Annotated in this window: 9 protein-coding genes and 2 pseudogenes; 9 read left to right on the forward strand and 2 right to left on the reverse strand. The window is 61.0% G+C overall.

Features of this window, described 5'->3' with window-relative positions; genetic code table 11:
* Positions 1-34 precede the first annotated feature (34 nt).
* Positions 35-1,207 carry a galactokinase gene (gene galK, locus P8Z34_06345; protein MEJ2550284.1) on the forward strand — a complete coding sequence of 391 codons (1,173 nt, stop codon included), beginning with the start codon at positions 35-37 and terminating at the stop codon, positions 1,205-1,207.
* Between the two features lie 43 nt (positions 1,208-1,250).
* Here galK and P8Z34_06350 read toward each other — a convergent pair whose 3' ends face one another.
* Positions 1,251-2,222, reverse strand: a complete 972-nt coding sequence (locus tag P8Z34_06350) for a transglutaminase domain-containing protein (protein MEJ2550285.1) — start codon at positions 2,220-2,222, stop codon at positions 1,251-1,253.
* A 50-nt stretch (positions 2,223-2,272) separates the two neighbouring features.
* Positions 2,273-2,806, reverse strand: a complete 534-nt coding sequence (locus tag P8Z34_06355; protein ID MEJ2550286.1) for a hypothetical protein — start codon at positions 2,804-2,806, stop codon at positions 2,273-2,275.
* Positions 2,807-3,194: 388 nt separating this feature from the next.
* Between P8Z34_06355 and P8Z34_06360 the strand changes: the two are divergent.
* The 8 genes and pseudogenes from P8Z34_06360 to P8Z34_06395 all read left to right on the forward strand — a co-directional run bounded on the left by P8Z34_06360 (position 3,195) and on the right by P8Z34_06395 (position 15,265).
* Positions 3,195-3,638, forward strand: a pseudogene (locus P8Z34_06360) (FAD-dependent oxidoreductase).
* A gap of 6 nt (positions 3,639-3,644) precedes the next feature.
* The gene (locus P8Z34_06365; GenBank protein ID MEJ2550287.1) at positions 3,645-7,751 is read left to right on the forward strand and encodes an FAD-dependent oxidoreductase; all 4,107 of its coding nucleotides are present in this window, start codon (positions 3,645-3,647) and stop codon (positions 7,749-7,751) included.
* Positions 7,752-7,860: 109 nt separating this feature from the next.
* Positions 7,861-8,337, forward strand: coding sequence for a hydrogenase iron-sulfur subunit (locus P8Z34_06370; GenBank protein ID MEJ2550288.1), 477 nt, complete (start codon positions 7,861-7,863; stop codon positions 8,335-8,337).
* On the forward strand, positions 8,324-9,508 hold the full coding sequence (locus P8Z34_06375) for an ATP-binding protein (protein MEJ2550289.1): 1,185 nt from the start codon (positions 8,324-8,326) through the stop codon (positions 9,506-9,508). The genes P8Z34_06370 and P8Z34_06375 overlap by 14 nt, the downstream gene beginning before the upstream one ends.
* A 2-nt stretch (positions 9,509-9,510) precedes the next feature.
* Complete coding sequence (locus tag P8Z34_06380; GenBank protein MEJ2550290.1) at positions 9,511-10,275, forward strand: response regulator; 765 nt, start codon at positions 9,511-9,513, stop codon at positions 10,273-10,275.
* Positions 10,272-10,730: pseudogene (locus tag P8Z34_06385) on the forward strand (FAD-dependent oxidoreductase). Before P8Z34_06380 ends, P8Z34_06385 begins: the two are co-directional and overlap by 4 nt.
* The gene (locus P8Z34_06390; protein MEJ2550291.1) at positions 10,707-14,840 is read left to right on the forward strand and encodes an FAD-dependent oxidoreductase; all 4,134 of its coding nucleotides are present in this window, start codon (positions 10,707-10,709) and stop codon (positions 14,838-14,840) included. Before P8Z34_06385 ends, P8Z34_06390 begins: the two are co-directional and overlap by 24 nt.
* Positions 14,841-14,869: 29 nt before the next feature.
* The gene (locus tag P8Z34_06395) at positions 14,870-15,265 is read left to right on the forward strand and encodes a hydrogenase iron-sulfur subunit (GenBank protein ID MEJ2550292.1); all 396 of its coding nucleotides are present in this window, start codon (positions 14,870-14,872) and stop codon (positions 15,263-15,265) included.
* Positions 15,266-15,280: the final 15 nt, after the last annotated feature.

A 15,280-nucleotide genomic window follows, 5' to 3' on the forward strand; every position in this document is an offset into this window, starting at 1 on the left:
TGCTTGATGATCGCCGCCGACACAAGGGGACGCAATGCAGCGCCAACAACGCAAAGAACTCATTAAAGCCGAATTTACTCAACGATACGGATCGTCCCCAAGTGTATGGGTCCGGGCTCCGGGCCGTGTTGATCTCATCGGCAGCCACACGGACTACAACCTAGGTTTCGTCCTCATTCAAGCCATCGATCGTGACACCTGGATAAGCGCCGCACCGCGCGACGACGATGTCGTGCGCATCACTTCGCTCAACGCAGCAGGACGATCGGAGTTCGAGCTGCCGCACGTCGAGCACGACTCAGAGACCCCCTGGAGCAACTACGTGCGCGGCGTGGCGCATATCCTTCAGGGTGAAGGCTATCGCCTCTCGGGATTCGATGGCCTGGTCCACAGCACCATTCCCTTCGGCAGCGGGCTGAGTTCCTCAGCCGCGCTCGAAGTCGCCACGGCCGTGTTGTTCGAAGCTCTGGCCGACTGGAAAATCGAGCCTCTCGAACGCGCCCTGCTCTGCCAGCGAGCCGAAAACGAATTTGTAGGCGTGAACTGCGGAATCATGGACCAATACGCCTCCGCGATGGGAAAGCAGGACAGCCTGCTGCTGCTCGACTGCCGCGCCATCACCAGCCAGGCCAAGCCCATCGCACCCGGCATGCACATCGTGGTATGCGACACGCGTGCCGAGCGCACCCTGGCAGACTCGGCCTACCAGGAACGGCGCTCGCAATGTGAACGCGGCGTCCAAATCCTCTCCGGTTTTGATCCCGACGTTCACACCCTGCGCGACGTCACGCTGGAACTACTGAATGCGCATCGAACGGACATGGAACCCGTGGTCTACAACCGCTGCCGTTTCGTGATCGAGGAGAACCTACGCGTGCTGGCCATTGCAGATGCGGTGACGGTTGGTGAACACGAACGAGCCGGCGAGATGATGTTGGAATCATTCCGCGGCGCACGTGACCTGTACGAGATCGTCTCCGGCGAAATGATCGCCATGAAAGAGGCCATCATGTCTGCCCCGGGCGCGCTGGGCACGCGCGGCGCCGGCGCCGGTTTTGGCGGCTGCATGGTGGCCCTGGTGGCCCAGGGACACTTGCAGTCTTTCGAGGAGCACGTTTTCAAAGCCTACAAGGACAGTACGGGAATCGAAGCCCAAATCTTCCCCGTCAGCGCCGTCGATGGCGCTTCGCTGCTGACATTTTCCTGAATCGATCAATTTCAAGCAGAAAATACCGAGACGACAGACGCGCTCACGGCAGAAACAAGATATCCCACCCGGCGTCCTGCACGCGGATTTCCGTGCTGTTCCCGGGCCAATAGAGATGCGACCAGTAGCTGGCGCCGCGCAAGGTCGAGGGGTTGCGTCCAAGGGTAACGATGATGTGATCGGCTGTGTGATGCGCGAAATAACGCTCTCGCTGTGAGGCGCTTCGTCCCAGCGTGGGGTCCATCGCCACCCATCCGATACCCGGGAGGTAAGCCTCCAGCCAGGCATGTTCGACGGGTATGTCGCCGCGCTCTTCTTCCGGAAGATAGCGCAAACCGGTAATGTAACGGGCCGGGATTCCCGCAGCCCGGCTGAGGGCGATGGTCAGAGAGGCATACTCCGTACAATCGGCGCCCATGGCGCCGAACGTTGCCTGTGCGCCCCAATCGTCTTCGTTGTAGCTGTAAACCAATTCGTCGCCGGCATAATCGTAGAAAGCCCGCACCTCTTCGCATAACGTGTCCTTGCCGGCGGAAAGCTCCTGCGAGAGCGCGACGATTTGTGGATTGCGGGACTCGATGTGCAGTTCGGGCCGCACGAACTTATCGAGCACAGGGCCTTCACACTGCGACCATTCGTAGGCGACCTCAGACACTTCGACGAGTGTCTCGATCTCCACCTCGATCGTAATTCCTGGCGGGTGATCGGAGAGATCGAATTCGGCGTACAGATTTCCGTTTTCGTCGGAAAACAACACGTACGATTCGGGTGAAATCAACCGCTCACGCACCCGTTGGTAGGGTTCAAAATCGCGGATCAGCGCCACCCACAGATTTTGTTTCTCCGGCTTTCCCGCGCCCACGTTGGAAAGTGACAGATGCTGACGTACGAGGTACCGCTGTGTTTCCTCCGTTGTAACGCCGTAGGGAAGTACTGTGTCCGTTGATATTTCCGCCGGGGAAGAACAAGCAGCAAGAAAAAGTATGAACGACGCGACGTGCAACGCTTTTCGCATGGCTTCATTATAGAAGCAATACTTGTTTATGGTTAATACAATCCAAACGATTACGATCTAAACAATAATTTATACTTCAACGGACCAGACCAGACGTGATCGGTTCGATCCACCTCACCGGCATTCTCGAAATCTTCGATCGGACATATCAAAGTCTCTTCGTCCCCCATGCGAAAGACGATCTCATCCCTGAGCACCTTGTCTACGAAATCGAACGCCGTTTCCGTCGTTTCAAAGCGCAGCTCTGTGTGTTTCCCAACTTGTACGATCGCTTCCTGCCACATAAACATCATACGCAAGTCCCCGATGACAGAATTGGCTTGAGGGATCACGTACGGCTCATCGCTCGGGTGTTCGAAGCATCCCCAATGTTCTTCCGGCAAAATGGCTACAAACCGTGACAGGCCGATTTCGGGCACAAACGGGTCATCCGCAAGATGCTCATCACGCTGGAGATCTTGGTCTTGGAAGTCCTCACCGATGCTTATTTCAGAGTCAATATCGTCCGTCGGTTTTACGGAAAGCAGGATGCCGACGATCAAGGTTATTACCAATAGGATGATCAACAGCGTAGCAATTTCCATCTTTTCCTATACCCTTAGAAGAGACACACCAGCGAATGACACTCCCCACTTACAAAAAATTAACCCTGATGGAGATGATTCGTTCCAACAACCATTTATTGTCATAAGTCTCGTGCGCTGTGTGATTGAAAACACTTCATAAGAACACGCTTCGCTCGTCCGAACTGCGAATGTAATTATTCAAAATCGGACGAAGTTTGTCCACTCTGCAGGTGACATCCTGCACTGCCCCACATTCCGCCGTACTTCTATCATTATTCCATACCGAATCTCGTCGTAGAGCGCCCTGAAATCTGGCGCTCCCAGCCCACGGGAGGGGCCCTTGTCATCAAAGCAAAGGGCGCAGGCAGACCCCCTCGTTCGGGCTCAAAACGACCCGCCCGCTCCCATCGGAGCGGTCCTGGTCGTTGGCGGTGGCATCGCCGGCATGCAGGCCAGCCTCGATCTGGCCGACCAGGGTTACAAGGTCCACCTGGCAGAGACGAAGTCCGCCATTGGCGGACACATGGCACAACTCGACAAGACGTTTCCTACCAACGACTGTGCCATGTGCACCATCAGTCCGAAACTCGTCGACACCGGCCGCCACCTCAACATCGATCTGCACGTCGATACTGACGTGCTCAAGGTCGATGGCCAGCCCGGCGATTTCACGGTCACCCTGCGTCACAAGCCACGCTACATCGATCCCTTGAAGTGTGTCGGCTGCGGCGATTGCGCCGAAGTCTGCCCGGTCGTGCTGCCCGACCCCTTCAACGAAGGCCTCGCGCCTCGCCGCGCGGCCCACAAACTCTACCCCCAAGGCGTTCCCAACGCATATGCCATCGCCAAACTGGGTATTTCTCCCTGCCGTGACGCCTGCCCCGCCGGGCAGCGCGCCCAGGGTTACATCGCCCTGATTCGCGAAGGTCGTTACGATGACGCCCTGCGCGTGATCAAGGAGGACAATCCGTTTCCGGGGATTTGTGGCCGTATCTGCAACCATCGCTGCGAGGCTGCCTGCAACCGCGGCCTGGTCGACGAACCGATCAACATTCGCGCCCTGAAACGCTTCGTCACCGACAAAGTCTACGAGAAACCGCGCCAGGCGCGCGAAGCGGCCGAAATTACCCGCAAATCCAGAGTCGCCGTGATCGGCGCCGGTCCCTGCGGCCTGACCGCCGCACAGGACCTGGCCTTGTTGGGCTATCCGGTCACGGTTTTCGAAGCGCTGCCCGTCGCCGGCGGCATGCTGCGCGTCGGCGTTCCCGAGTACCGCCTGCCCACGGAGATCATCGAGCGCGAGATCGCCGATATTCTCGATCTCGGAATCGACCTGAAGCTCGACACCAGGGTCGAGGATCTGGATGACTTGTTCGACCAGGGCTTTGAGGCGGTTCTCATCGCGGTCGGCGCCCACGAGGGGATCCGTCTGCCGATCCCGGGCGCCGACCTCGAGGGCGTATTGATCAATACCCGCTTCCTGCGCGACGTACGCCTGGACAACCCGCCGGCAATCGGGGATCGTGTTCTCGTGCTCGGGGGCGGCAACGTGGCCTTCGACTGCGCACGTACCGCCGTACGCATGGGCGCCGAAGTGCACATGGCCTGTCTCGAGCCGCGCGATAATTTACCCGGCCATGCCTGGGAAGCCGATGCCGCCGAGGAGGAAGGCGTCGTCATTCACGCCGACCGCACGTTCCTACGCGTCGTCGACGACGGCAGCGGGCACGCGGCCGGAGTCGAATGCGAGCGGGTGGCCCACTTCGATTTCGACCACGAGGGCCGCTTGTCCGTCGAGACCGTACCCGATTCCAAACACGTGATCGAAGCGGATACCATCATATTCTCCGTCGGTCAGCGTGCCGGTCTGGCCTTCATCCCCGATGACGCCGGAGTGGGCGTCACCACCAAACGCACGATTGCCATCAACCCCAACACCATGGCCGCAACCCGGCCGGGCGTTTTCGCCGCCGGCGACAGCGTCTCCGGCACGGCGTTTGTGATCGAAGCCGTGGCCTCCGGCCATCAAGCGGCCGAAAGCATTCACCGTTATCTGCGCGGCGAGGAACTCGAGCCGGAACCCAAGCCTGAACTGCCGGTGGTGAAATTCACTCGCGCCGAACTTCAGGCGCGTATCAACTCCGGCGAGATCCAGCCCACGGGCCGGATCCCCATGCCCGAGCTTCCCGTCGAACAGCGGACGAGCTGCTTCGCCGAGGTTGAGGGGGGTTACAGCGACGAATCGGCACAAGCCGAAGCGGCTCGCTGCCTGGCTTGCGCACAGTGCTCCGAATGCCTCTCCTGCCAGTACGTCTGTGGGCGTGATGCCATCAACCACAACGATGTCGCGAAGATCGAGCAGCTTCGAGTGGGCGCCGTGATCCTGGCGCCCGGCTACGAAATCTACAACGCCGAGTTATCCGCCGAGTACGGATTGGGGCGCTACCCCAACGTGATCACCGCCCTGCAGCTCGAGCGCCTGCTCTCCGCCTCCGGTCCCACGCAAGGCCACGTCAATCGTCCCTCCGATGGAACACCCGCGAAAAAAGTCGCCTTCCTGCAGTGCGTCGGCTCGCGCGACAAGAGTCACGATTACTGCTCCTCCGTGTGCTGCATGTACGCCGCCAAAGAAGCGATCATGATCAAGGAGCACGATTCCGAGGCCGAGGTGCACGTGTTCATGATGGACATGCGCGCCTTCAGCAAGGGCTACGAAAGCTACTACCGCCGTGCCAAACAGCAGTACAACATCGAATACACACGCTGCCGGATTTCTGAATTCAAGGAAGACGCGGACAGTCAGGACATCATACTGCGATACGTGCAGCAGCCGTCGACGAACGGAAACGGTAAATCTGCCGCCGGTTCGCCGACTCCCGGGTCGCTGCTCACCGAAGAGCACTTCGATCTGGTCGTCCTTTCCGTCGGCATGGAGATTTCCGAAAGCGTAAAGGCTTTGGGCAGGGACCTCGGCATCCAGCTGGACGAGTACGGATTCTGCCACACGGCTTCGTTCAATCCACTCGAGACCACCCGGCCGGGAATCTACGCCGTCGGACCATTCCGCGAACCGAAGGACATCCCCGAATCGGTGGTCGACGCCAGCGGCGCTGCTGCAATGGCGGCCGGCCTGCTCGCCCCGGCACGCCACTCACTCACCACTTCCCCCGAATATCCTCCCGAGCGCGACGTGACGGGCGAAGAACCGCGCGTGGGCGTTTTCGTCTGCCACTGCGGTTCGAACATCGGCGGCTACCTCGACGTGCCCAGCGTGGCCGAGTACGCCAAAACGCTGCCCGGCGTGGTCCACGCCGAAGACAATCTGTATACCTGCTCGCAGGACACCGTGGCTCACATCACCGAGACGGTGAAGGAGGAGCATCTCAACCGCGTCGTGGTGGCTTCCTGCACACCACACACCCATGCGCCGCTCTTTCAAGACTGCATCCGCGCCGGCGGCCTCAATCCAGCATTGTTCGACATGGCCAACATCCGCAACCAGTGCTCCTGGGTGCATTCCCACGACAGGAAAGCCGCCACGCACAAAGCGCGCGACCTGGTGCGCATGGCCGTAGGCCGTGTCGCGACATTGGAACCGATCCACACCAGCAAAGTCGAGATCGAACACAGCGCCCTGGTGGTCGGCGGCGGAGTAGCCGGCATGACCGCCGCCCTCTCGCTGGCAGAGAACGGTTTCGACGTGCACCTGGTAGAGCGTGAAGGGCAACTGGGCGGGAATCTAAATAAAGTGCATTACCTGACCTCCGGCGACGAACCGCGTGAACTGCTGGAAAACCTGACCGCCGACGTCGAAGCTGAGCCGAGGATCGAATGTCACCTCAACCACGAAGTCGTCAGCACCAGCGGTTTCATGGGAAAATTCACCACCACACTACGCAGTGGCGCAGGTGAGAAGCAGATCGCACACGGCGTGACCATCATCGCCACCGGCGCGCAGGAGTACCGCGGGCCGGAGTACGGATACGAAAACAATCCCCGCGTGGTTACCGGTTTGGATATGGAAGCGCTGCTCGCCAATGCACACGGTTCGCAAATCGATCTCGAGGGCCGTGCCGCCGAAGCCTGGAAAGCGATCGGCGAACAGCTCCCCGATGAAGTGACCATGATCCTGTGCGTCGGACCTGCGGAGCGTTTCTGCGCCCGTATGTGCTGCACCACGGCGCTGAAACAAGCCATGACGCTCAAACGTCTCAAGCCCGAAGCCCGCATTACCGTGCTCTATAAAGACATCCGCACTTACGGTTTCAAGGAGTCGCTCTACACCGGGGCGCGTGAAGCCGGCGTGCGCTTCGTACGCTACGATGGCGAACACAAGCCCGTGGTTCGCAGCGATGGCCGGGATTTGGAAATCGACATCCACGATCACGTCCTGGGAGAGAAACTGACCTTGCACCCGGATCTGCTCATGTTGAGCATGCCAGCCGTACCGGCCGAAGGATCCCGCGAGCTGGCCTCGAAATTCAAGGTTTCGCTCGATCAGGACGGATTCTTCCTGGAAGCGCACATCAAACTGCGCCCTGTGGATTTCGCCTCCGATGGCTACTTCATGGCCGGCATGGCGCACTACCCCAAATTCGTCGACGAGAGCATCGTGCAGGCGCAGGCGGCTGCTTCGCGCGCGGCGCGCATCCTCTCACGCACTACACTGACCGCCGGCGGCGTCGTCGCCCAGGTCGACCCGACGAAATGCGTCGGCTGTCTGACGTGCGTGCGCGTTTGCCCCTACGGGGTGCCGCAGGTTATCCAGGACAGAACCGGCGTAGGCGAGATCAGCGGCGCAGCGTACATCGAACCTACCGTGTGTCACGGCTGTGGTTCGTGCGCTTCCGAGTGCCCCGCCAAAGCCATCAGCGTCGTCAGCCAGCGCGACGACCAGATCACGATCAAATTGGATGCCTTGTTGTCGGAGAAATTTGGAGACGAGGTCAAGGAGAAGGTGTAAATCATTTACGATTTCCATCGGCTCCGCTAAGGATGATGTTCTGTCGCTTGATTAAATAGCGATTTTAGAAAAAGATTAACGTAGCAGGAAACGGGATCAGGAAGGGAACATGGCCGAATTCGAACCACAAGTCGTCGCATTTTGCTGCAGTCACTGCGCCTACAACGCCGCCGACCTCGCCGGCAGCCTGCGAATCCAGTACCCCTCGTCGATCAAGATCATCGAGGTCCAATGCACGGGGCGCGTCGACATCGAACACATGCTGCACGCTTTCGAAGACGGTGCCGACGGCGTGATGGTGGCAGGTTGACTGCCCGGCGATTGTCATTACCTGGAAGGTAATACGAACGCAAGACGACGGGTGGAATTTGCCCGACAGTTGTTGGAAGAGATCGGCCTAGAAAGCCAACGGCTGCAGATGATCAACATTTCGGCGGCCATGGCCGGTGAATTTACCTTTGCTGCGGCCGAAATCACGGCCGAGATTCAACGATTGGGCCCCAATCCGCTGCGCGCTGACGGCGCAAATCGATCCGATGTCAAGGCGCCCGTCGTCGAGATAGCGAAAGAGAATGGCGAAGCTTGATTCCCTCAAGCGTTTCGATGTCTTCGCAGAGCTTCCCGAGGAAGCTCTAAAGGAAATCGCGCGCCTGGCCAAAAATGAAACGCATCCTGAAGGAACGGTTCTTTTCAAGGAAGGCGCCGCAGCGGATAAACTCTACCTGCTGCTCGAGGGCAAGATCTCGCTCGAGATGCTCGTGCAGCTCGGCAGCACGGGAACGCCGCGCCGTGCAACGTTCAGCGTCGCCGGCCCCGGAAACGCCGTCGGTTGGTCCAGTCTGGTCCCGCCGTACATCTACACCTCTTCCGGCGTTTGCATCGAAGACGTCAAATTACTGGCGCTTTCCGGCGATGACTTGCGCGCCTACATGAACGAGCACCCGGATATCGGCCACGCCATTTGTCAGCGCACGGCTTCTATCATTCGCGGGCGTATGACCAACGCCACGTCGATGCTCACCTATTTCCTCTCCATCGTCTCACACGAACTGAAACGTCCGCTCGCTGCGGTCGAAAATTACCTGCAGATCCTCTCCGGCGGCTACGCCGGCGAACTGAGCCCCAAGCAAACCCGGCTGATCGAGCGCAGCACGCTGCGCATCGCCGATCTGCGCAACTTGATCAGCGACATCCTCGACTTCGCCCGCATGCAGCCCGAGCAGATTCGCGCAGACTTCGAGGAGCTCGATCCGGCCGAACTCGGCGCCGAAGCGATCGAGGAAGTCCGCCTGGCGGCGTCGCAGAAGAACGTGCAGCTCAAGGTCATCGGGCCGACCGAATTTCGTTCCATCGTCGCCGCCCGGCGCCGGCTGCGGCAGGTCATCGCCAATCTGCTGGCCAACGCCGTCAAATTCTCACCCGAAGGCAGCACCGTGACCCTCAGCGCACACGACAAACCTGAGGCCCTGGTGATCCAGGTGATGGACGAGGGCATCGGCATCCCCGAGGACGAACAGGAACACATATTCGACGATTTCTTCCGCGCCAGCAACGTCGGCGATTTCCAAGGCGCCGGCCTGGGGCTCTCCATCGCACACAAGATCATCGAGGCACACGAAGGCAGTATCGAGGTCGAAAGCCCCTACCAAGAAGGAAAATCCGGCACCAAATTCACCATCACGATCCCTCGGACGCTTCCTGTTCCCGGAATGGGCAGGTCGGCCGAACCCGCAGTCACCCAGGAGAGAGGGGGGTAGACATGCGCGATAAACCGTATGTATTGATCGTGGACGACGACCCGGACATCGTGGAAGGGATTATTGCCGTTCTGGAGACGCGCGATTACCGCCTGGCCAGCGCCGGTGACGGCATCGCCTGCATGGAACGCATCAAAGAGGAGCCGCCCGATTTATTGATCCTGGACATGATGATGCCGCGCATGGATGGTTTCGCCGTCATCCGCGAACTGCGCGGCGATCCGAAGTACGCCGGCTTGCCCGTCATCATCCTCACCACGGTCATCGAAGACGCGGCCTACCGCCGCTACGAGCTGGAGACGGGCCTGGCGATGGACGTGCAGGCCTACATCGAGAAACCGGCACCGCCGGATGAGCTGCTGCGTTACGTCACCGCCGCGGTCGAGCTGCCCTACATCATCGTCGCCGACGACGATCCGGACATTGTTGCCGGGATAACCACGGTCCTCGAATCGAAGCCCTATCAGGTCAGTTCGGCGTCGGACGGCCAGACCTGCGTGGAGTTGGTCCGCAAGCGAAAACCCGATCTGCTCATCCTGGATCTGCTCATGCCGCGCATGGACGGTTTCGCCGTCATTCGCGAGCTGCGTAGCGAACCGCAGCTCGCCGACCTGCCGATCATCATTCTCACCACCGTCGTCGAAGACGCCAGCCGCCGGCGCTACGAACTCGAAACCGGCCAGGACATGGCCGTCACGCTGTACATGCAGAAACCCGTTCCGCCCAAGATGCTGCTCAAGCAAGTTGGAGAGGCACTGCAGGCATGAAGCCCGACAAGGTTACCGGTGCGGTGATGGTCGTCGGCGGCGGGGTCGCCGGCATGCAGGCCAGCCTCGATCTGGCCGAGCAGGGCTTCCGCGTCTACCTGGTGGAAAGTAAATCCGCCATCGGTGGACACATGGCCAAGCTGGACAAGACCTTCCCCACCAACGACTGCGCCATGTGCATCATCAGCCCCAGGCTGGTCGAGACCGGGCGTCATCTCAACATCGATTTGATGGTCGACAGCGAAGTCGAAAAGATCGCAGGGCAGGCTGGCGATTTCACGGTAACCGTGCGCCGCAAGCCGCGCTACATCGACATCGACAAATGCGTCGGCTGCGGCGATTGTGCCGAAGTCTGCCCCGTCGTGCTCACGGATGCGTTCAACGAAGGCCTGGCGCCGCGCAAAGCGGCCTACAAACTCTATCCGCAGGCGGTGCCCAACGCCTACGCCATCGACAAGCTGGGCATCGCGCCCTGCCGCAGCGCCTGCCCCGCCGATCAGCGCGCCGAGGGCTACATCGCCCTCATCGGAGAGGGACGCTATCGCGAAGCCTACCGCGTGATCAAAGAGGACAATCCCTTCCCCAGCGTGTGTGGACGCACCTGCCACCACCCCTGCGAGGGACACTGCGCCCGCGCGCTTGTGGACGAACCCGTGAGCATCATGGCGCTGAAACGTTTCGTGATGGATTACGCCCTGGCTTACGGTCGTGAGAAAGTCGAGCCCGTACCGCGCACGCGCCCCGAGTGGGTCGCCGTGGTCGGCGCCGGCCCGGCCGGACTTACTGCCGCCCACGATTTGGTGAAAATGGGCTACGGCGTGACCGTTTACGAGGCGCTGCCCGTCGCCGGCGGGATGATGCGCGTGGGCATCCCCGCCCACCGACTGCCCAAAGGCGCCTTGCAGGACGACATCGACGACATCCTCGCCCTGGGCGTGGTGCTGAAGACCGACTCGCCAATTTCCGATCCGACGAAATTGTTGAAAGAAGGCTACGACGCCGTATGTCTGGCGACGGGGATTTCCAGCCGCGATCACTCGCTGGGTGTGGAGGGCGAAGACGCCGAGGGCGTACTTTCCGCGGCGACTTTCTTACGCAAAGTCAATCTGGGAGAACCCGTCACCGTCGGCGAGCGCGTGGCCGTGATCGGCGGCGGCGTGACGGCGCTCGACGCAGCCGCCGTCGCCCGCCGGTTGGGCGCCGAAGAAGTCATCCTGGCCTACGACCGGCCGCGCGGCGAACTGCCCGCCTACCAGTGGGAAATGGACGCCGTCGAAGCCGAAGGCATCCGCCAGTTCGAGCACACCACGCTGAAGCGCATCCTTACCCAGGACGGCAAGGTCACCGGCGTCGAACTGGCCCGCACCGGCCGCGGCATGACCCAGGACGAGCAAGGCCGGCGGCGGCCCAAGATCGAAGCCGGCAGCGAATTCAGCCTCGAAGTCGACACCGTGATCGGCACCGTCGGCCAGCAGTCGGATTTGAATTATCTCCACCCGGTCTTCGACGATTTGAGCGCCGACAAAGAAACCCTGGCGTGCGAGAACGCACCCGGCCTGTTCGTCGTCGGCGGGCGCAAGACCGGCGCCAGCTTCATCGTCGAAGCCATCGCCCTGGGACACCGGGTGGCGAAATCGATTCACCATTATTTACAGGGCACGCTCGACGAATTGGAGAAACCCACGCCGCCGGTGGTCAAGGTCACCCGTGAGGACATCGAACGCCGCGTCAAGCGAGGGGAAATCGAACTGCTGCCGCGCAGCGAACCCAAACTGCTTCCCATGGAGGAGCGCGTCACCAGTTTTCGCGAGGTCGTGCTGGGACTGACCGAACGCCAGGCTCGCGCCGAAGCCAAGCGCTGCCTGCAGTGCGGGAACTGCTCCGAATGCCTGGCCTGCGTCTACGCTTGCGGTGTGGACGCCATCGACCACGAGATGGTCGAATCCTATGAAGAGATCAACGTCGGCGCCGTCATTCTGGCTCCCGGCTACCAGGCATATCAGGCCGAGCTCTCCGCAGAATACGGTTTGGGCCGCTACCCCAACGTGATCACGGCGCTGCAGCTCGAACGCCTGCTCTCCGCTTCCGGACCCACCACGGGACACGTGGTGCGCCCTTCGGACGGACGTCCGGCGAAGAAAATCGCCTTCCTGCAGTGCGTCGGTTCGCGCGACCAGAATCACGATTACTGCTCTGCCGTGTGCTGCATGTACGCCACAAAAGAAGCCATCCTGGTGCGCGACCACGATCCTGAGGCCGAGGTGGACGTCTTGATGATGGACGTGCGTGCCTTCAGCAAGGGTTACGATGCCTACTACCGGCGCGCCCGGGAACAGTACGGCATCCGCTACACCCGCTGCCGTGCGTCCGAAATCAAGGAAGTCCCCGAATCTCAGAACATCTCGATCCGCTACGCCAAGGAACAAGGCATCGGGACGGGAATTGAGAACGACTCCAAGCTGCCCGCGACGCACATGGCGGAAGCGGAGTACGACCTGGTCGTGTTGTCGGTGGGCATGGAGATCTCGCAATCCGTCAAGGATCTTGGCCAGCGCCTGGGAATCGAACTCGACGACTACGGTTTCTGCCGCACGGCGTTCTTCAATCCGGTGGAGACATCCCGGCCGGGGATTTACGCAGCAGGACCGTTCCGCGAACCGAAGGACATCCCCGAATCGGTGGTCGACGCCAGCGGCGCGGCGGGACGAACGGCGGCGCTGCTCACCACCGCCCGCGGACAGTTGACGCGCGAACCCAGCTATCCGCCTGAAAAGGCGATCGCGGACGAGCCAGCCCGCGTTGGAGTCTTCGTCTGCCACTGCGGCACGAACATCGCCGGGTACATGGACATCGAAGCCGTGACCGGCTACGCAGCGGAGCTGCCCCACGTAGTCCACGCCGACCATCTGCTGTACACCTGCTCGCAGGACAGCACGGCGCAGATTCAGGCTTGTATCGCAGAGCACGATCTAAACCGCGTCGTCGTGGCTTCCTGCACGCCGCGCACCCACGGCCCGCTCTTCCGCGACGTGATCCGCCAGGCGGGATTGAACGGGTACCTGTTTGCGATGGCCAACATCCGCAACCATTGTTCGTGGGTCCATTCCCATGCGCCCGAGATAGCCACAGAAAAGGCGCAGGATTTGATCCGCATGGCCGTCGCCCGCGTGGCGGCGCTCGAGCCGCTGCACACGCAGCCGGTTCCCGTTTGCCAGCAAGCGCTGGTCATCGGCGGCGGTGCGGCGGGCATGAACGCCGCACTCACCCTGGCCGAACAGGGTTTTCCCGTCCACCTCGTCGAAAAGGAAGCGGCCCTGGGCGGCAATCTGCGCAACGTATTTTTCAACCACGATCCCGGAGATTCGGCTGCCGCACACGATCCCCAAAAATACCTGCGGGCGTTGATCCAACAAGTCGAAGCACACCCTGCGATCACCACGTACCTTTCGAGACGGATGCAGCATACCTCAGGTTTCATGGGTGATTTCACCACGACGCTGAAGGGCGAAGATGGCAGCAAGGTGGTAATCAAGCACGGCGCCACGATCGTCGCCACGGGCGGCCGGGAGTATCGCGGCGAGGAATACGGCTACACGGAAAGCGCGCGCGTGGTCAGCGGATTGCAGTTTGAAGCCCTGCTGGCCAAATGCAGCCGCAAACGGGTCAAGCTCGACGATAAGACGAAAGCGACCTGGAAGCTGCTCGATGAAGCCCCGCCGGACGAGGTGCTGATGATCCAATGCGTCGGTCCGGCGGAGGAGACCTGCGCCCGCACCTGCTGCACCACAGCGTTGAAGCAAGCGCTGAAGTTGAAGGCCTTGAATCCTGAAGCGCGCCTCGTCATGCTGCACCGCGACATGCGCACGTACGGATTCAAGGAACGCCTCTACAAGCAGGCGCTCGACAGCGGCGTGATCTTCGTGCGCTACGACCCGGCTCACAAACCGCAAGTGCAGGTGGCAGCGGACGGTGCTTTGCAGGTGAACGTACGGGATCCCGTGCTCGGTGCGCCCTTGAACTTCGAGCCCGATCTGCTGGTGCTTTCCACGCCGCTCGTCCCTGCGGAGGACAGCAAGGCGCTGGCTACGAAATTGAAGGTGCCCGTCGATCTGGACGGTTGGTTCCTGGAGGCGCACGTCAAGCTGCGGCCGGTGGATTTCTCCAGCGAGGGCGTGTTCCTGGCCGGTGCGGCGCACTATCCCAAGCTGCTCGACGAGACCATCGTGCAGGCCCAGGCCGCCGCGGCCCGCGCGGCGACGGTATTGTCGCGTCAGACGTTGAATGCGGGCGGCTCCGTCGCCCGCGTCGATCCCGAAGCCTGCGTCGGCTGTCTGACCTGCGTGCGCATCTGCCCCTACGGCGTACCGCAGATGCAAATTGATTTCACCGGCGCCGGCGGCATCGTGGGCGCGGCGTACATCGAACCCGCCGTGTGCCAGGGCTGCGGCACGTGCGTCGCCGAATGCCCCGCCTACGCCATCGAACTGCTGCATTATCGCCACGAGCAGTTGGAAGACGAGGTGGGCGCCCTGTTCGAGGCGCAGATTCAAGCGCAGGAAGGGTGAAGGCATAGATGAGCGAGAACGGGAACGATATGCAGATCGTCGCCTTTTGCTGCCATCATTGCGCCTACGCCGCAGCAGATCTGGCCGGCGTCCTGCGCATCCAGTATCCGGCGCAGGCCAAGATCGTCGAGATCCCCTGCTCCGGGCGTTTGGACGCGCTCGAGGTGCTGCATACATTCGAACGCGGCGCCGACGGCGTGATGGTCGCCGGTTGACTGCCCGGCGACTGCCATTACCTGGAAGGTAATGCCAACGCCAAAATTTTGGAGTCGATCGGTTTGGAATCCGAGCGAGTGGAAATGTTCAATCTCTCATCGGCGATGGCCCAACAATTCGCCGAAACGGCGAAAACCATGGCGCAGCAGATTCAAAATTTGGGCCCGAATCCACTGCGGCTCGCCGCTGAGGAAAATAACAAAGTATAGGGAAACAGGATCCGG

Source organism: Anaerolineales bacterium (genome assembly GCA_037382465.1).
In the GTDB taxonomy this organism is placed as follows: domain Bacteria; phylum Chloroflexota; class Anaerolineae; order Anaerolineales; family E44-bin32; genus WVZH01.

Bases quoted from the DNA above. Each gene is read 5' to 3' on its own strand.
- galK (MEJ2550284.1), top strand. From the start codon at position 35: ATGCAGCGCCAACAACGCAAAGAACTCATTAAAGCCGAATTTACTCAA.
- P8Z34_06350 (MEJ2550285.1), bottom strand. From the start codon at position 2,222: ATGCGAAAAGCGTTGCACGTCGCGTCGTTCATACTTTTTCTTGCTGCT.
- P8Z34_06355 (MEJ2550286.1), bottom strand. From the start codon at position 2,806: ATGGAAATTGCTACGCTGTTGATCATCCTATTGGTAATAACCTTGATC.
- P8Z34_06375 (MEJ2550289.1), top strand. From the start codon at position 8,324: ATGGCGAAGCTTGATTCCCTCAAGCGTTTCGATGTCTTCGCAGAGCTT.
- P8Z34_06380 (MEJ2550290.1), top strand. From the start codon at position 9,511: ATGCGCGATAAACCGTATGTATTGATCGTGGACGACGACCCGGACATC.